Raw genomic sequence first — 20,134 nt, 5'->3', positions numbered from 1 at the left:
GTCCCTAATCTGTTCTCACTATGGCCATTTACCCAGACCATCATGGCCTGTAATCTGGTGGCGGGTTACCGCAGTGGCATCACCCGTGCTTGCTGTCGTCAGCGAGCCGTACATCATTTCTGAACGACCCGGTTCGCTCTTTACTGTCGGCAAGGACGACGACGGTAGCGATCGCACATTTTTCGCCAGATCGGTTAACTTCCCGAGCGAAGCCACAATCTGCCACTGAGTGGCCACATACTGCACCCGCTGCTCTTCATAGCTGGCCAGGCTTGAGTAGTAATCCGTGGCGAAGGAGATCAGATCGGTCAGGGGACGCTGTCCGGAAAAAAACTGGGTTTCTCCCGCTTTCCAGGTTTGTAGCGCTGAAGCAGATTGCCGGGACAGCGCTGCAATCTGCCGTTCACGCAGCGGCAGCGAGACCCAAAGCTGTCCGAGCTGCTGTTTCAGCGTCAGAAGCGTGGCATCCATATTTTGTTCAGCGGAAGACAGGCGCTGGACGGCACCTTTGGCCGTGGCCATTCCCGATCCGCCATCCCACAGACTCATATCGCTGCTCACCTGCAGCGTAGCAGCCTTAAACGGTTCCAACTCGCCATGCGTACGCGGACTGTCGAGCGTCACCTGCACGCTCCAGGTCGGGCGATTCCACTTGGAGGCCACCTGAACCGCAGATGTCGCCGCGTCGCGCTGATAACGAGCCGCCACATAGGAGGGATTATCCGCCAACGCCTTCTGGGCGACGTTAAGCGTGACGGGCAGCAGGCCCGCCTTTTTCAAATCCGGCAGATCGTTGGTCAGCGTAACGGGCTGATTCACCAACAGCACAAGCTGTTGCCAGGCCTGCTGGAGCGCTATATTGCTAGATTCCCGACTGGCGATAACCGAACTCAACCGGGTGGCGACCTGGTTAACTTCCGAAGCACGCCCTGGATCTATACTGGCAATATTCTTTACCCTGTTCAGCAGTTCCTGAAGCGCCTCCACCTCCTGATCCAGCACATTTATCACCCGAACATAGGTCACTGCCGTGGTGTATAAGGATAGTGCCTGCTGATTCAGCGTTTCGCGCTGCACATTGATTTGCGCGCGCTGCATTTGATACTCCGCCTCTTTCCCCTTAACGGAATCATCAGTGCGGCCATGGTCGTATAAAACCTTGCTGACCTTAACATGTGGAGAAATAAAGTTGTTTTCATAGCCCGGCTGTCCAGAATATCCTGTAGAGCTTACTCCAGCGCTAAGTTGAAAATTATTTGGCGCTTTCGCAACATCGACATCAAACAAAGCCGCACCGGCACTATTCTGTGCGGAAAGTACGGCTGGATGATTTGCTGTCATACGAATAACATCAAGAAACTCGGTCGCATTCGCTTGCATGCAGTGGGTTAATGCAACCAATGAAATAACGATCTTCGGCAGAGAACAGGCCGAACGATTTAAGCGAATTAACCGTTTCATAAATTCCTTGTCACTTAAGTCCTTCAGGCCATCAATAGCCTGAAACATCCCGGATAAGCGGTGGCCGAAGCCACCGCCGCTTCCCATTAAAGAACATTCATGCCGTGCTGAATCATCAGTTTCACCGTAGAGTCATCGTTATGGACATAAACATCGTAAGTGACGCCATCCTCGGTCTGAGACGAAGAATTAGTCCATTCTGACTTATCTATATTGACGGTATCCTTAGCTCCATTTGAATTAGAATTACCATCATCGCCGGTAATATACAGCGTATGCGACTGGTCACCATTATCCCGGGTCATTTCAAGGATATCGCTAGCGCTAATTACCAGCGTTTGTGCTGAGTTGTTTCCCATATGGATAACTTCGATGGCACTAATTTTTGAAGAAACAGAGCCCAGCTCCAGGTTATTACCTGAATCCCATACTAGTGTGTCGTGACCTTCCCCTCCGCTAATGCCGGTGAAATTTGTACTATTGATAAAGATGGTGTCATTGCCCTCTTTCGCATCGACGGAAATCGCGCCACGCGCATCCAGCGAATCATTCCCCTCTGTACCATTGACGTAATACTGCGCAGGCTGATACTCAATGCTCGTCACCCCTTCACCGTCATCGGGCAGCCCCAGGGTTTCCCCCAAATCGACGATACGTCCCTTAATGCCCGAACCACTGCCATCGCCTACGCCTTCATCGGTCCAGGTGACATACAGCTGCCCGCCTTCCATAAAGGTGGCATTAACGTCAACCTGCTCCCCATAGGTCAACTGGTTGATTTCGAACTCCTGTCCGACTTTATTACCATCGGCATCGAAGTACTGAGCGTAGATACCATCGGTCCCCACACCGGCATCCGCATCACTGGCCGAAACAAAAACGGCCACGAAACTGCCGTCGGCACGACTGACCACCTGGGCCAGTTGCTGATCGCCGGCGGTCACGGTATTGATCAGGAACTCACTGGTGATGGCATTACCACTTGCACCATAGATACGCCCCCACACGCCATAACCATTCTGATCCGGACCACTATTGTCAGAGGAGTCCCAGGTAACCACATAGTTACCGTTATCCAGCGCACTGACGCTAGCCGAAGCCTGGTCGCCGCTGAGCGTCTGGTTAACGACAGAGGCGCCGCTCACCGTATGAGTGACCGTATCGTAAGAGACCACGCTCACGTCATAGCCCGTTCCATGTATGGCATAGGCAATCGCCACATCACCGTTATCCAACTGCGTTACCGAAGGATAGGAGCTCCAGGACGCGCTGTTCCCAAGCAGGCCCGTCGTTAGCCCCGTTGAAGCGATAGCCATCTCGCCGGTCACCGGGGATCCCTCAGCATTGTACTGGCGGGCATAGATGGTGTATTCGCTATTCACCACCGCCTCCCAGACCACCATATAACCGCCATCCGCCAGCGCGGTCACCTCAGGATTGGCCTGGCCCGTAGCACCGACTCCGGAACTGATGTTGTACTCAGCGCCGACCGCCGTTAAACCATTCACATTCCCGTCGTGATCATAGGTGTAGGTATACTGCTGGGCCTTGATATAGTTGACGTTGCCTGAAGCCGGACTGGTCCAGATAACTTCGATATTGCCGTTTGCCAACACGACCGGCGTTAACTGATTGCCGCTGGTCGTGGAATTGACCGTAAACTCACCGCCGATCGGCTGCCCCTGAGCATCCAGCATCTGACCTTTAATACTGGTACCGGAACCGTCACCGCTGGCAGATACCCACACTTCAAACAGCCCCCCGGTTGTCAGGGCTACCACAGTCGGGTTAGTCTGATCGCCGGAGGTCGTGGTGTTCACCGTAAACTCGGAATACCAGGCTGCATCCGGATTAACCACAATCCCTTCCACGCCCATACCACTACCGTCCACGTTATCCGACTGCCAGGTGACATAGACGCTGCCATCCGCCATCAGCGTGGCGTCCAGAATATGCGTCACGTCACTGGAGTCGCCGCCGGTCCCCTGATTGCCCGCCGTGGTGGTGTTGACGATAAATTCACGTCCCACTTTGTTATCGCTGGCATCATAACGCTGCGCGTAAATTGCCGAACCATCGCCATCACCACCGTCTGAGCCCCAGATAATCAGATAGCCGCCATCTTCCAGCGCCACGCCGACCGGTTTGTACTGCTTGCCGTCACTGTAGGTGTTGACGATAAAGTCGCCGCTGCCCTGTACCGTGACCGCCCCCGTGCTGGCATCTACCGTATAGTGAACCGCACGGACGTCTGAACCGTTGGCGCCGGAATCATTGGTATCCCAGTACACCACGAAGCTACCATCGGCCAGGGTAATAACATCGGGATAGTTCTGGTAGGCATCCATGGTGGTGTTCACCTGGAAAGCGTTACCCAGCGCCTTGCCCTCAGCATCAAAAATCTGGCCGACAACCCCTGTGTAGCTACTGTCCGACGGGCCCGACGTGGCGTTCCAGACGGTGATATACATTCCGTTGTGCGCTTCATCGGTAAATGTCGCCATTTCCGGACCACCGGAGGCCCCCATACCACTGCCGCTGGCAACCACCACCTCGTCGCTGGTCGGCGCGTCATCGGCGTCATAGCTTCGCTGCACGATACTCTTGTTCTGGTCCTGCCAGGTGATAATGTAGCCGCCATCCTCCAGCGCGATGGCTCCCGGTGAGTTCTGGTTGCCGCTGGTGGTCACATTGACCAGGAACTCATCCGTCGCCGCTTCGCCGTTCGCACCATAGCGACGCGCGATTACGCCATCGCCGCTGTCCAGACCGCCGTTATAGGACTCATACACCACCAGGAAGCCGCCATCGGCCAGCGCCACTACCTGCGGGCTGTCCTGGTTATTTGCGGTTCGCTGGTTTACCTGCTGCTCGGTACCGATCTTATGCACGCCATCGGCTTCATACAGCTGCATATAAACATCGATTTGCGCTCCCAGTCCGCCAATCGTGCCACCCGATGTGCTCTGCCAGATCACCACAATACGGCCATCGGCCAACCGGGTGGTGGTGGGGTTTGCCTGATCGCTTTCGGTAGTGGTATTCACCTGCATGCTCTGATCCAGCAGATCATAACCATCCAGCGCAGTACCTTTGATTAGAATTGGCGAACTCTCATTACCACTCTTATCCGCCGCAGTAATATAGCCCTGCTCCCCGACAGACAGTGGGTTAGGCTCCATACTCCACACCCCGCTACTGTCTGCAACAGCGGTATACGTCTTACCGTCAGCATCCGTTACCGTGACAGTAGCGCCAGGCTCTGTCTGGCCCCCCAGTTTGTCTCCGGTATTGGTTGAAATCCCTACGTTGGGCGGCAGAGTATCACTGTCCGTGGTGGCTGCAGGTTGATAGTCGATGATTGTCGGATCGTCATTCCCTGCAGTTTCCTGCTCCAGACCGAGCGTTTCCACCAGATCGACGACCCGCCCCTTAATCGCAGAACCATCGCCATCGCCAACCCCTTCATCGGTCCAGGTCACATACAGCTGACCGCCCTCCAGGAAGGAGGCATCCACTTCCACCTGGTCGCCCCAGCTCAGTTGGTTGATCTGCATTTGCTGACCGACTTTATGACCACTCGCATCAAAATACTGGGCGTAAATACCATAAGTGTCGGCCCCTGGAGCGCTATCAGTACCGGAAACGAACACCACAACAAAGCTACCGTCGGCGCGACTGACTACGATAGGAAGATGTTGATCGCCCGAAGTGGCGGTATTGATGATGAACTCGTCAGTAACAGCCTGACCGCTCGCATCATAGATGCGCCCCCATACGCTATAACCCGTCTGATCCGGACCGTTGTTATTGTCTGAGTCCCATGTCACGACATAGTTGCCGTTACCCAGCGCGGTAATCACGGGTGAAGCCTGGTTGCTGGCCGTCGTCTGGTTTACCACGCCCAGGGAACTGGTGGTATGGGTTTCCGGGTTATACAGTAACGTGGTGATATCGTAGCCATCACCTTTGGTCGTATAAGCGATAGCCACGGTGCCATCCGCCAGTGTTGTCACCGACGGTAGCGGGTTCCAGTCGCCCGTTCCCAACAGCCATGGACCATCCAACGTCGTGGTAGCCAGCACCGTCTGCGCCGTTACCGGTGAACCGTTTTCATCGTACTGGCGACCATAGACGACCCAGACGCCATTAACCGTTGCCTGCCAGACCACCATATAGCCACCATCATTCAGGGTCGCGATCTCCGGGTAACCTTGATTGCTGGCGTCAGTACCATTGTTAATGTTGTACTCAGTTCCCGAGGTCACCACCCCTGAGATATTGCCACTGGAATCATAGGCATAAGAAAATTTCTGCCCTTTGATATAAGTGCCGCTGCTCCAGACCACCTCAAAATCGCCATTCGCCAGCACGGTCACCTGAGGCGTTAACTGATCGCCGCTGGTCGTGGAATTGACCGTAAACTCACCGCCGATCGGCTGCCCCTGAGCATCCAGCATCTGTCCCCTGATGCAGGTTCCCGAACCATCACCGCTGGTGGATTCCCAGACTACGATAGAGCCCCCACCGGGTAACGCGGAAACGGAAGAGAGAGTCTGGTCACCAGTGATGGCGGTATTTACGGTGGATTCAGAGTAGTAGGACGAATCAGGATCAATCACAATCCCTTCCACGCCCATACCGCTACCGTCCACGTTATCCGACTGCCAGGTGACATAGACGCTGCCATCCGCCATCAGCGTGGCGTCCAGAATATGCGTCACGTCACTGGAGTCGCCGCCGGTCCCCTGATTGCCCGCCGTGGTGGTGTTGACGATAAATTCACGTCCCACTTTGTTATCGCTGGCATCATAACGCTGCGCGTAGATTGCCGAGCCATCGCCATCACCACCGTCTGAGCCCCAGATAATCAGATAGCCGCCATCTTCCAGCGCCACGCCGACCGGTTTGTACTGCTTGCCGTCACTGTAGGTGTTGACGATAAAGTCGCCGCTGCCCTGTACCGTGACCGCCCCCGTGCTGGCATCTACCGTATAGTGAACCGCACGGACGTCTGAACCGTTGGCGCCGGAATCATTGGTATCCCAGTACACCACGAAGCTACCATCGGCCAGGGTAATAACATCGGGATAGTTCTGGTAGGCATCCATGGTGGTGTTCACCTGGAAAGCGTTACCCAGCGCCTTGCCCTCAGCATCAAAAATCTGGCCGACAACCCCTGTGTAGCTACTGTCCGACGGGCCCGACGTGGCGTTCCAGACGGTGATATACATTCCGTTGTGCGCTTCATCGGTAAATGTCGCCATTTCCGGACCACCGGAGGCCCCCATACCACTGCCGCTGGCAACCACCACCTCGTCGCTGGTCGGCGCGTTATCGGCGTCATAGCTTCGCTGCACGATACTCTTGTTCTGGTCCTGCCAGGTGATAATGTAGCCGCCATCCTCCAGCGCGATGGCTCCCGGTGAGTTCTGGTTGCCGCTGGTGGTCACATTGACCAGGAACTCATCCGTCGCCGCTTCGCCGTTCGCACCATAGCGACGCGCGATTACGCCATCGCCGCTGTCCAGACCGCCGTTATAGGACTCATACACCACCAGGAAGCCGCCATCGGCCAGCGCCACTACCTGCGGGCTGTCCTGGTTATTTGCGGTTCGCTGGTTTACCTGCTGCTCGGTACCGATCTTATGCACGCCATCGGCTTCATACAGCTGCATATAAACATCGGTTTGCGCTCCCAGTCCGCCAATCGTGCCAGCCGATGTGCTCTGCCAGATCACCACAATACGGCCATCGGCCAACCGGGTGGTGGTGGGGTTTGCCTGATCGTTTTCGGTGGTCGAGTTAACCTGCACACTTTCATTCATCAGGTCATAACTACCAAGCGCGGCTCCCTGGAAAGCGACTGGATCGCCCTGGTTACCGGTCGGATCGATGGCGTAAATTGTCCCGGACTCCCCTGCTGCAATGGGGTTAGGCACAAGAATCCAACTGCCGTTTTGATCGGCGGTTGTAGTGTATTTCGTTCCCGCAGCATCAATCACCGTAATAATGGCGCCAGGTTCCGATGATCCCGATAAAGATTCAGCCGCATTGCCTGAAATACCCACGTTTGGCCCGGTAACATCCAGAATAAAGTCCCAGGTTGAGCTCACCTCACTAACGTTACCTGCGGCATCTGTCGCCGTAGCGGTGATGCTGTGAGTGCCCTCCGTCAGGTCAGCGTCCGGAGTGAATTTCCATTTACCGTCTGAATCGGCCACCATACTGCCCAGGAAAGTCCCGCTATCGTAAAGAGTGACGATGGCGCCAGCTTCCGCCGTGCCGGTCAGGGTCGGAGTCAGATCGTCAGTAACGTTGCCCTGCACCGGGGAAACAAACTGAATGCTTCCTACATCATCGCCCAGACTGGTGATAACCGGTGCGGCAGGCGCCGTGGTGTCTACCGTCAGGGTGATGGTATCCCGGGCGGTATTGCCCGCAGCATTAGTGATTTCCGCCGTCCAACTGTGCTCTCCGTCAGCGACCTCATCCAGTTGGAACGTCCACAGGCCATCCGCATTCGCTATCGCGGTTCCCAGCACCGTACCCTCTGCATCCTTCACCGTTACAGTTGCTCCGGCGCTGGTTATACCCTGTAATTCTGGTGTACTGTCGTCGGTCAACCCGCCATCCAGTACCGCATCCGTAATGCTACCCACGTTATCATTGGCCTGATCGATAGTGATGGCAACACTGCTGCTATCGATAGTGAATTCCACTGTTTCAGCACGGGTTTCATTACCTGCCGTATCGGTAATTTTAGTCTGATAGCTGTGCGCACCATCAGCCAGTTCAGGTAATGCCAGCGTCCAGTTTCCGTCGCTGTTGACCACTACGCTGCCTGCCGGGGTACTACTACCGTCCAGATACACGCTAACGGTGGCTCCCACTTCGCCGGTACCACTCAGGGTTAGCAGGCGATCGTCCGTTACGCCGCCAGCCGTCACCGGCTCCTGTAGATCGCCCCGATCGTCATTCAGTACGGCAATAACCGCATCCGGCGCAACAGTATCCAGCACCACCGGGAAACGCTCGCTTTCCACAGAAGAGACACCAGCCGCGTTCACCACCGTAGCGCTCAGATCATAGTTGCCATCGGCCCCCAGTTCGTCGGTGGTGATATTCCAGCGACCATCGTTATCCGCCGTTCCTTCACCCACCTGAACCCGATTGCCGTCGCTGTCCGTAGCCCAAATCGTCACAATCATTCCTGCTGTCGCGCTACCTTTCAGGGTCAGTGTCGCATCATTGGTCGCCAGCCCCTTCTGAAGGTTACCCGTATCAGCATCTTCACCCTGGGTGTGGTCGTCCATCACAGCGTCAATCAACGGCTGATCCGGCACGCTGGTCAGCAAGCTAAAGTTCCAGCTTTCATCGTCGGTCCCGGAGAGCTGCGGCCCCTCATTGCCGGAGGCGTCCACCGCCGAGACGGTAAACTCGTGGCGGCCTTCCGCCAGATCGCTGTCCGGGGTAAAGCGCCAGTGGCCGTCACCGTCCACCGCCGCGCTGCCGAGCAGCGTGCCGCCGTCGTAGATATTCACGTGGTCGATATCCGCCGTGGCCTGGCCGCTGTAGGTCGGGCGGGTATCGTTGGTCGCACTGCCGTCGGTGATCTCCCCGGTCACCGGCTCCCTGTCGTCGGTCAGGGTGATGGAGCCCGCCACAATGCCGGAGGTACTGTTATCCGGCGCCGTGGCGTCGAGGGTGAAGCTCCAGCCCGCGTCATCCGTCCCGGAGAGCTGCGGCCCCTCATTGCCGGAGGCGTCCACCGCCGAGACGGTGAACTCGTGGCGCCCTTCCGCCAGATCGCTGTCCGGGGTAAAGCGCCAGTGGCCGTCGCCGTCCACTGCCGCGCTGCCGAGCAGCGTGCCGCCGTCGTAGATATTCACGTGGTCGATATCCGCCGTGGCCTGCCCGCTGTAGGTCGGGCGGGTATCGTTGGTCGCACTGCCGTCGGTGATCTCCCCGGTGACCGGCTCCCTGTCGTCAGTCAGGGTGATACTGCCCGCCACAATGCCAGAGGTACTGTTATCCGGCGCCGTGGCGTCGAGGGTGAAGCTCCAGCCCGCGTCATCCGTCCCGGAGAGCGGCGGCCCCTCATTACCGGAGGCGTCCACCGCCGAGACGGTGAACTCGTGGCGCCCTTCCGCCAGATCGCTGTCCGGGGTAAAGCGCCAGTGGCCGTCGCCGTCCACCGCCGCGCTGCCGAGCAGCGTGCCGCCGTCGTAGATATTCACATGGTCAATATCCGCCGTGGCCTGGCCGCTGTAGGTCGGGCGGGTATCGTTGGTCGCACTGCCGTCGGTGATTTCCCCGGTCACCGGCTCCCTGTCGTCGGTCAGGGTGATACTGCCCGCCACAATGCCGGAGGTACTGTTATCCGGCGCCGTGGCGTCGAGGGTGAAGCTCCAGCCCGCGTCATCCGTCCCGGAGAGCTGCGGCCCCTCATTGCCGGAGGTGTCCACCGCCGAGACGGTGAACTCGTGGCGGCCTTCCGCCAGATCGCTGTCCGGGGTAAAGCGCCAGCGGCCGTCGCCGTCCACCGCCGCGCTGCCGAGCAGCGTGCCGCCGTCGTAGATATTCACGTGGTCAATATCCGCCGTGGCCTGGCCGCTGTAGGTCGGGCGGGTATCGTTGGTCGCACTGCCGTCGGTGATTTCCCCGGTCACCGGCTCCCTGTCGTCGGTCAGGGTGATGGAGCCCGCCACAATGCCGGAGGTTTTGTTATCCGGAGGTGTAGTATCCGCCGGACCATCAACCATGGTGGAATTGCTGTTTCCTGCCTGGTCGGTAGCCACTACGCTGGCACTGCTGTCACCCGTCTCCAGCGGATTGGGCTGAATGCTCCAGTTCCCGTTCTCATCCGCCGTTACCGATGTTTCGCTACCATCGGACGGATCGGTGATCGTTACCGTCGCCCCAGGCTCCGCAGTACCGCTAATTTCCTCTGTGGTATTGGTCGTGATAACCGGAGCGCTGGTTACGGTATCCAGCGTAAAGTCCCATACCGGGCTATGAGCGCTATCATTACCGGCTTCGTCGGTACTGGTGGCCGTAATATGATGCTCGCCATCCACCAGATTCGTCGTCGGTGTATAGCTCCAGTTACCGTCTTTATCGGCAGTCACTGAACCCAAAACCGTGTCGCCGTCATAGATCGTAACGGTGCTACCAGTTTCTGCCGTACCGGCAAACGTCGGTGCCGGGTCGTCCGTCACCTTGCCCGGAGAGGTGATAATATCCTGAAGTGTACCCACATCATCGGTCATCGTGATAATGGTCGGCGCGGCGGGCGCCGTGGTGTCTACCGTCAGGGTAATGCCAGCCTGAGCCGTATTGCCCGCATGATTGATCACTTCCGCCGTCCAGCTGTGCTCGCCGTCCGTCACCCTATCCAGCTGATATTTCCACAAACCATTCGCATCCGCTATGGCAGTGCCCAGGACCTTGCCATCCACATCTTTCACCGTCACGCTAGCTCCGGCAATTGTCGTTCCCTGCAATTCAGGCGTACTGTCGTCGGTCAGCCCGCCATTCAGCACCGCATCCGTAATGCTACCCACGTTATCATTGGCCTGATCGATAGTGATGGCAACACTGCTGCTATCCACGGTGAAGTTCACCGCTTCACTGCGGGTTTCATTACCCGCCGTATCGGTAACTTTGGTCTGATAGCTATGCGCGCCATCCTCTAGCGCGGGCAGCGCCAGTATCCAGCTTCCGTCGCTATTGACCACCACGCTGCCTGCTGAGGTGCTGTCACCATCCAGATATACACTGACGGTGGCCCCTGCCTCGCCAGTGCCACTCAAGGTCGGAGAACGATCGTCCGTTACCCCGCCGGCCACTACCGGATCCTGAATATCCCCCTGATCGTCGTTGAGTACGGCAATAGCCGCATCCGGCGCGACAGTATCCAGCACCACCGGGAAGACGCCGGTTTCTGCCGAAGAGATACCCGAGGCATTCACCGCCGTGGCGCTCAGGCTATAGCGACCATCGGCCCCCAGTTCGTCGGTAGTGATACTCCAGCGGCCATTCTCATCGGCAGTTCCTTCACCTACCTGAACCCGATTGCCGTCGCTATCCGTAGCCCAGATCTTCACGATCATGCCCTCAGCAGCACTCCCGTTAAGCGTCAGCGTGGCATCGTTTGTTGCCTGACCCTTCTGAAGCGTGCCCGTATCGACCTCATCACCCTGAGTCCGATCGTCTATCACGCTTTCAATAGACGGCTGGGCTGGCGCGCTGGTCAACAAATTGAAATCCCAACCATCATCATCGGTACCCGAAACCTTCGGCCCTTCGTTACCGGCAGCATCCACCGCTGAAACAGTCAGTGTGTGATTGCCGCTGGCCAGCGCCATCTCTGGCGTAAAGCTCCAGGCTCCGGTGCTCTGATCTACAGTCGTACTGCCGAGCAGCGTGCTACCGTCGTAGATATTCACGTGGTCGATACCGCCCGCCAGACCATCAGAGGTAATCTTACCCGCATAGGTTGGCTGGGTATCATCAGTGGTGCCGCCATCGGCAATCGGACCAGTGAGAGGCTTCACATCATCGTTCAGGGTGATACTGCCCGTTTCAAAGGCATCCGCGCCAGGAGCAGTAGTATCAAGGGTGAAGCTCCAGCCCGCGTCATCCGTCCCGGAGAGCGGCGGCCCCTCATTGCCGGAGGCGTCCACCGCCGAGACGGTGAACTCGTGGCGGCCTTCCGCCAGATCGCTGTCCGGGGTAAAGCGCCAGTGGCCGTCGCCGTCCACCGCCGCGCTACCGAGCAGCGTGCCGCCGTCGTAGATATTCACATGGTCAATATCCGCCGTGGCCTGCCCGCTGTAGGTCGGGCGGGTATCGTTGGTCGCACTGCCGTCGGTGATCTCCCCGGTCACCGGCTCCCTGTCGTCGGTCAGGGTGATACTGCCCGCCACAATGCCGGAGGTACTGTTATCCGGCGCCGTGGCGTCGAGGGTGAAGCTCCAGCCCGCGTCATCCGTCCCGGAGAGCGGCGGCCCCTCATTGCCGGAGGCGTCCACCGCCGAGACGGTGAACTCGTGGCGGCCTTCCGCCAGATCGCTGTCCGGGGTAAAGCGCCAGTGGCCGTCGCCGTCCACCGCCGCGCTGCCGAGCAGCGTGCCGCCGTCGTAGATATTCACGTGGTCGATATCCGCCGTGGCCTGGCCGCTGTAGGTCGGACGGGTATCGTTGGTCGCACTGCCGTCGGTGATCTCCCCGGTCACCGGCTCCCTGTCGTCGGTCAGGGTGATGGAGCCCGCCACAATGCCGGAGGTACTGTTATCCGGCGCCGTGGCGTCGAGGGTGAAGCTCCAGCCCGCGTCATCGGTCCCGGAGAGCTGCGGCCCCTCATTGCCGGAGGCGTCCACCGCCGAGACGGTGAACTCGTGGCGCCCTTCCGCCAGATCGCTGTCCGGGGTAAAGCGCCAGTGGCCGTCGCCGTCCACCGCCGCGCTGCCGAGCAGCGTGCCGCCGTCGTAGATATTCACGTGGTCGATATCCGCCGTGGCCTGGCCGCTGTAGGTCGGACGGGTATCGTTGGTCGCACTGCCGTCGGTGATCTCCCCGGTCACCGGCTCCCTGTCGTCGGTCAGGGTGATGGAGCCCGCCACAATGCCGGAGGTACTGTTATCCGGCGCCGTGGCGTCGAGGGTGAAGCTCCAGCCCGCGTCATCGGTCCCGGAGAGCTGCGGCCCCTCATTGCCGGAGGCGTCCACCGCCGAGACGGTGAACTCGTGGCGGCCTTCCGCCAGATCGCTGTCCGGGGTAAAGCGCCAGTGGCCGTCGCCGTCCACCGCCGCGCTGCCGAGCAGCGTGCCGCCGTCGTAGATATTCACATGGTCGATATCCGCCGTGGCCTGCCCGCTGTAGGTCGGGCGGGTATCATTGGTCGCACTGCCGTCGGTGATTTCCCCGGTCACCGGCTCCCTGTCGTCGGTCAGGGTGATACTGCCCGCCACAATGCCGGAGGTACTGTTATCCGGCGCCGTGGCGTCGAGGGTGAAGCTCCAGCCCGCGTCATCCGTCCCGGAGAGCTGCGGCCCCTCATTGCCGGAGGCGTCCACCGCCGAGACGGTAAACTCGTGGCGCCCTTCCGCCAGATCGCTGTCCGGGGTAAAGCGCCAGTGGCCGTCGCCGTCCACCGCCGCGCTGCCGAGCAGCGTGCCGCCGTCGTAGATATTCACGTGGTCGATATCCGCCGTGGCCTGGCCGCTGTAGGTCGGACGGGTATCGTTGGTCGCACTGCCGTCGGTGATCTCCCCGGTCACCGGCTCCCTGTCGTCGGTCAGGGTGATACTGCCCGCCACAATGCCGGAGGTACTGTTATCCGGCGCCGTGGCGTCGAGGGTGAAGCTCCAGCCCGCGTCATCGGTCCCGGAGAGCTGCGGCCCCTCATTGCCGGAGGCGTCCACCGCCGAGACGGTGAACTCGTGGCGCCCTTCCGCCAGATCGCTGTCCGGGGTAAAGCGCCAGTGGCCGTCGCCGTCCACCGCCGCGCTGCCGAGCAGCGTGCCGCCGTCGTAGATATTCACATGGTCGATATCCGCCGTGGCCTGCCCGCTGTAGGTCGGGCGGGTATCATTGGTCGCACTGCCGTCGGTGATCTCCCCGGTCACCGGCTCCCTGTCGTCAGTCAGGGTGATGGAGCCCGCCACAATGCCGGAGGTACTGTTATCCGGCGCCGTGGCGTCGAGGGTGAAGCTCCAGCCCGCGTCATCGGTCCCGGAGAGCTGCGGCCCCTCATTGCCGGAGGCGTCCACCGCCGAGACGGTGAACTCGTGGCGGCCTTCCGCCAGATCGCTGTCCGGGGTAAAGCGCCAGTGGCCGTCGCCGTCCACCGCCGCGCTGCCGAGCAGCGTGCCGCCGTCGTAGATATTCACATGGTCGATATCCGCCGTGGCCTGCCCGCTGTAGGTCGGGCGGGTATCATTGGTCGCACTGCCGTCGGTGATCTCCCCGGTCACCGGCTCCCTGTCGTCAGTCAGGGTGATGGAGCCCGCCACAATGCCGGAGGTACTGTTATCCGGCGCCGTGGCGTCGAGGGTGAAGCTCCAGCCCGCGTCATCGGTCCCGGAGAGCTGCGGCCCCTCATTGCCGGAGGCGTCCACCGCCGAGACGGTGAACTCGTGGCGCCCTTCCGCCAGATCGCTGTCCGGGGTAAAGCGCCAGTGGCCGTCGCCGTCCACTGCCGCGCTGCCGAGCAGCGTGCCGCCGTCGTAGATATTCACATGGTCGATATCCGCCGTGGCCTGCCCGCTGTAGGTCGGACGGGTATCGTTGGTCGCACTGCCGTCGGTGATTTCCCCGGTCACCGGCTCCCTGTCGTCGGTCAGGGTGATGGAGCCCACCACAATGCCGGAGGTACTGTTATCCGGCGCCGTGGCGTCGAGGGTGAAGCTCCAGCCCGCGTCATCCGTCCCGGAGAGCGGCGGCCCCTCATTGCCGGAGGCGTCCACCGCCGAGACGGTGAACTCGTGGCGCCCTTCCGCCAGATCGCTGTCCGGGGTAAAGCGCCAGTGGCCGTCGCCGTCCACTGCCGCGCTGCCGAGCAGCGTGCCGCCGTCGTAGATATTCACGTGGTCGATATCCGCCGTGGCCTGGCCGCTGTAGGTCGGACGGGTATCGTTGGTCGCACTGCCGTCGGTGATTTCCCCGGTCACCGGCTCCCTGTCGTCGGTCAGGGTGATACTGCCCGCCACAATGCCGGAGGTACTGTTATCCGGCGCCGTGGCGTCGAGGGTGAAGCTCCAGCCCGCGTCATCCGTCCCGGAGAGCTGCGGCCCCTCATTGCCGGAGGCGTCCACCGCCGAGACGGTAAACTCGTGGCGGCCTTCCGCCAGATCGCTGTCCGGGGTAAAGCGCCAGTGGCCGTCGCCGTCCACCGCCGCGCTGCCGAGCAGCGTGCCGCCGTCGTAGATATTCACGTGGTCGATATCCGCCGTGGCCTGGCCGCTGTAGGTCGGGCGGGTATCGTTGGTCGCACTGCCGTCGGTGATCTCCCCGGTCACCGGCTCCCTGTCGTCGGTCAGGGTGATGGAGCCCGCCACAATGCCGGAGGTACTGTTATCCGGCGCCGTGGCGTCGAGGGTGAAGCTCCAGCCCGCGTCATCGGTCCCGGAGAGCTGCGGCCCCTCATTGCCGGAGGTGTCCACCGCCGAGACGGTGAACTCGTGGCGGCCTTCCGCCAGATCGCTGTCCGGGGTAAAGCGCCAGTGGCCGTCGCCGTCCACCGCCGCGCTGCCGAGCAGCGTGCCGCCGTCGTAGATATTCACGTGGTCGATATCCGCCGTGGCCTGGCCGCTGTAGGTCGGACGGGTATCGTTGGTCGCACTGCCGTCGGTGATCTCCCCGGTCACCGGCTCCCTGTCGTCGGTCAGGGTGATACTGCCCGCCACAATGCCGGAGGTACTGTTATCCGGCGCCGTGGCGTCGAGGGTGAAGCTCCAGCCCGCGTCATCGGTCCCGGAGAGCGGCGGCCCCTCATTGCCGGAGGCGTCCACCGCCGAGACGGTGAACTCGTGGCGCCCTTCCGCCAGATCGCTGTCCGGGGTAAAGCGCCAGTGGCCGTCGCCGTCCACCGCCGCGCTGCCGAGCAGCGTGCCGCCGTCGTAGATATTCACATGGTCGATATCCGCCGTGGCCTGCCCGCTGTAGGTCGGGCGGGTATCATTGGTCGCACTGCCGTCGGTGATCTCCCCGGTCACCGGCTCCCTGTCGTCAGTCAGGGTGATGGAGCCCGCCACAATGCCGGAGGTACTGTTATCCGGCGCCGTGGCGTCGAGGGTGAAGCTCCAGCCCGCGTCATCGGTCCCGGAGAGCGGCGGCCCCTCATTGCCGGAGGCGTCCACCGCCGAGACGGTGAACTCGTGGCGGCCTTCCGCCAGATCGCTGTCCGGGGTAAAGCGCCAGTGGCCGTCGCCGTCCACCGCCGCGCTGCCGAGCAGCGTGCCGCCGTCGTAGATATTCACATGGTCAATATCCGCCGTGGCCTGGCCGCTGTAGGTCGGACGGGTATCGTTGGTCGCACTGCCGTCGGTGATCTCCCCGGTCACCGGCTCCCTGTCGTCGGTCAGGGTGATACTGCCCGCCACAATGCCGGAGGTACTGTTATCCGGCGCCGTGGCATCAAGGGTGAAGCTCCAGCCCGCGTCATCCGTCCCGGAGAGCGGCGGCCCCTCATTGCCGGAGGCGTCCACCGCCGAGACGGTGAACTCGTGGCGGCCTTCCGCCAGATCGCTGTCCGGGGTAAAGCGCCAGTGGCCGTCGCCGTCCACTGCCGCGCTGCCGAGCAGCGTGCCGCCGTCGTAGATATTCACATGGTCGATATCCGCCGTGGCCTGCCCGCTGTAGGTCGGACGGGTATCGTTGGTCGCACTGCCGTCGGTGATTTCCCCGGTCACCGGCTCCCTGTCGTCGGTCAGGGTGATGGAGCCCACCACAATGCCGGAGGTACTGTTATCCGGCGCCGTGGCGTCGAGGGTGAAGCTCCAGCCCGCGTCATCCGTCCCGGAGAGCGGCGGCCCCTCATTGCCGGAGGCGTCCACCGCCGAGACGGTGAACTCGTGGCGGCCTTCCGCCAGATCGCTGTCCGGGGTAAAGCGCCAGTGGCCGTCGCCGTCCACCGCCGCGCTGCCGAGCAGCGTGCCGCCGTCGTAGATATTCACATGGTCAATATCCGCCGTGGCCTGCCCGCTGTAGGTCGGGCGGGTATCGTTGGTCGCACTGCCGTCGGTGATCTCCCCGGTCACCGGCTCCCTGTCGTCGGTCAGGGTGATACTGCCCGCCACAATGCCGGAGGTACTGTTATCCGGCGCCGTGGCATCAAGGGTGAAGCTCCAGCCCGCGTCATCCGTCCCGGAGAGCTGCGGCCCCTCATTGCCGGAGGCGTCCACCGCCGAGACGGTGAACTCGTGGCGGCCTTCCGCCAGATCGCTGTCCGGGGTAAAGCGCCAGTGGCCGTCGCCGTCCACCGCCGCGCTGCCGAGCAGCGTGCCGCCGTCGTAGATATTCACGTGGTCGATATCCGCCGTGGCCTGGCCGCTGTAGGTCGGACGGGTATCGTTGGTCGCACTGCCGTCGGTGATCTCCCCGGTCACCGGCTCCCTGTCGTCGGTCAGGGTGATGGAGCCCGCCACAATGCCGGAGGTACTGTTATCCGGCGCCGTGGCGTCGAGGGTGAAGCTCCAGCCCGCGTCATCGGTCCCGGAGAGCTGCGGCCCCTCATTGCCGGAGGCGTCCACCGCCGAGACGGTGAACTCGTGGCGGCCTTCCGCCAGATCGCTGTCCGGGGTAAAGCGCCAGTGGCCGTCGCCGTCCACCGCCGCGCTGCCGAGCAGCGTGCCGCCGTCGTAGATATTCACATGGTCGATATCCGCCGTGGCCTGCCCGCTGTAGGTCGGGCGGGTATCATTGGTCGCACTGCCGTCGGTGATCTCCCCGGTCACCGGCTCCCTGTCGTCAGTCAGGGTGATGGAGCCCGCCACAATGCCGGAGGTACTGTTATCCGGCGCCGTGGCGTCGAGGGTGAAGCTCCAGCCCGCGTCATCGGTCCCGGAGAGCTGCGGCCCCTCATTGCCGGAGGCGTCCACCGCCGAGACGGTGAACTCGTGGCGCCCTTCCGCCAGATCGCTGTCCGGGGTAAAGCGCCAGTGGCCGTCGCCGTCCACCGCCGCGCTGCCGAGCAGCGTGCCGCCGTCGTAGATATTCACATGGTCAATATCCGCCGTGGCCTGGCCGCTGTAGGTCGGACGGGTATCGTTGGTCGCACTGCCGTCGGTAATGAGGCCGGTCACCGGCTCCCTGTCGTCGGTCAGGGTGATGGAGCCCGCCACAATGCCGGAGGTACTGTTATCCGGCGCCGTGGCGTCGAGGGTGAAGCTCCAGCCCGCGTCATCCGTCCCGGAGAGCTGCGGCCCCTCATTGCCGGAGGCGTCCACCGCCGAGACGGTGAACTCGTGGCGGCCTTCCGCCAGATCGCTGTCCGGGGTAAAGCGCCAGTGGCCGTCGCCGTCCACCGCCGCGCTGCCGAGCAGCGTGCCGCCGTCGTAGATATTCACATGGTCGATATCCGCCGTGGCCTGCCCGCTGTAGGTCGGACGGGTATCGTTGGTCGCACTGCCGTCGGTGATCTCCCCGGTCACCGGCTCCCTGTCGTCGGTCAGGGTGATACTGCCCGCCACAATGCCAGAAGAACTGTTATCTGGCGGCAAACTATCGATCGTAAAACTCCATCCAGCATCGCTGGTACCACTTATACGTGGGCCTTCATTACCAGCGCGGTCAACGGCCGCCGCGGTATACTCATGAGTAGAACCCTCTGCCAGACTGGTTTTCGACGTGAAGCTCCAGTTTCCATCGCTATCCACGACCGCGCTGCCAACCAGTTTACCGTTATCGTAAATATTGACGTGATCGATATCCGCCGTGGCCTTACCAGAGTAAGTCGGGCGAGTATCATTCGTTACCCCGCCATCAGCAATCGTTCCTATGATCGGAGCAACATCATCGTTTAGCCCCAGGGAGTCCGCGACCAGGCCAGAAGTGATATTGTCCGGTAAAGTGACATCAGGGCGTTCAATCACCAAAGGAGGAGAAACATTGCCTGCCGGGTCTTGCGCAACCACCGTAACATTGCTGTCCCCCTCACTTATCGGATTCGGCTGAATACTCCAGTTACCCTTATCATCGGCGACGGTCGTTGTGGCTTCCCCTGTCGCTGGGTCCGTCACCGTAATGGTGGAACCCGGCTCAGCGGTGCCCGCCAGTTGGTCATCGTCATTGGCATTGATGATCGGCACCTCAGGCGCGGTGTTATCATGGTAGTTTCCAGAAGCGGAGCCACTATTACCCTCAGAATCCGTAACAGTCACGATAATGGTACCGTTCGGCTGAGAATTCGGTGACTCTATCGCCCAGTTACCGTTTTCATCGGTAGTTGTGGTAACGCGGCTCCCGTCCGGTAGAGTAATTTCTACTGTCGCATTAGGACTGGAAGAAGAGCCGGAAAACTCCGGTCGCCCGTCCTTGTCGGCGTCACTGGCAGGATGAATGGCGATCGTGATTTCACGGGCTTCATCGCTATGGCCGTGCCCATGACTATTTGATGCAATCGCAGCGCCGGCCATGCCAAGAGCACCGCCGCCAAAGATAATCCAGGGCAGCCAGGCAAAATGCTGATTATCCGCCGCCGGATCTGCCAGAGAAGAACCTTCACCGCCCAGAACCTGTTCACTGGAACTGCCATCAGCCAGAGCCGGGGGATAATCTGCCACATCCCCCGTTGTTGGAATAAATTCGTAATACTGGCCATTTTCAGCTTCACCGATCAAATGGATATCTTCATTCTGGTAATAATCTTCAAGAATGACATCAGAGCCATTTTCGTCATCGCCTTCAAATACCAGTACCAGATTATCGCCGACACGCTTGGTCATGATCACCTGCGGAGCATGCCCTGTCTGCTCATCGATAAGCTCAATATTGAAATGACCATGCTGAGGCACTTTAATGACCAGTGCTGCATTCTTACCTGTCACGACGTCGTGAGAAGCGATAATCCCCTGGGGTCCCCGAACATTTACTTTCACCATAGCATCCATATTTTTTCCCTTTGCATAAAGCCGCATTCTTAGCCACGTACACTTTCAACCAGCATTTA

2 protein-coding genes are annotated in these 20,134 nt (G+C 60.5%); both read right to left on the bottom strand.

Going from position 1 to position 20,134, the window contains the following annotated elements; translation table 11 throughout:
- Nucleotides 1-18 precede the first annotated feature (18 nt).
- Nucleotides 19-1,548: a TolC family protein gene (locus tag FEM41_RS16375; protein ID WP_138097265.1), complete on the bottom strand. Its 1,530-nt coding sequence runs from the start codon at nt 1,546-1,548 to the stop codon at nt 19-21.
- Nucleotides 1,548-20,075: an Ig-like domain-containing protein gene (locus FEM41_RS16370; protein WP_168198814.1), complete on the bottom strand. Its 18,528-nt coding sequence runs from the start codon at nt 20,073-20,075 to the stop codon at nt 1,548-1,550. The genes FEM41_RS16375 and FEM41_RS16370 overlap by 1 nt, the downstream gene beginning before the upstream one ends.
- Nucleotides 20,076-20,134 lie beyond the last annotated feature (59 nt).

It is taken from the genome of Jejubacter calystegiae, from assembly GCF_005671395.1.
Taxonomy (GTDB): domain Bacteria; phylum Pseudomonadota; class Gammaproteobacteria; order Enterobacterales; family Enterobacteriaceae; genus Jejubacter; species Jejubacter calystegiae.
This window is presented reverse-complemented; position numbering and strand designations above follow the sequence as displayed.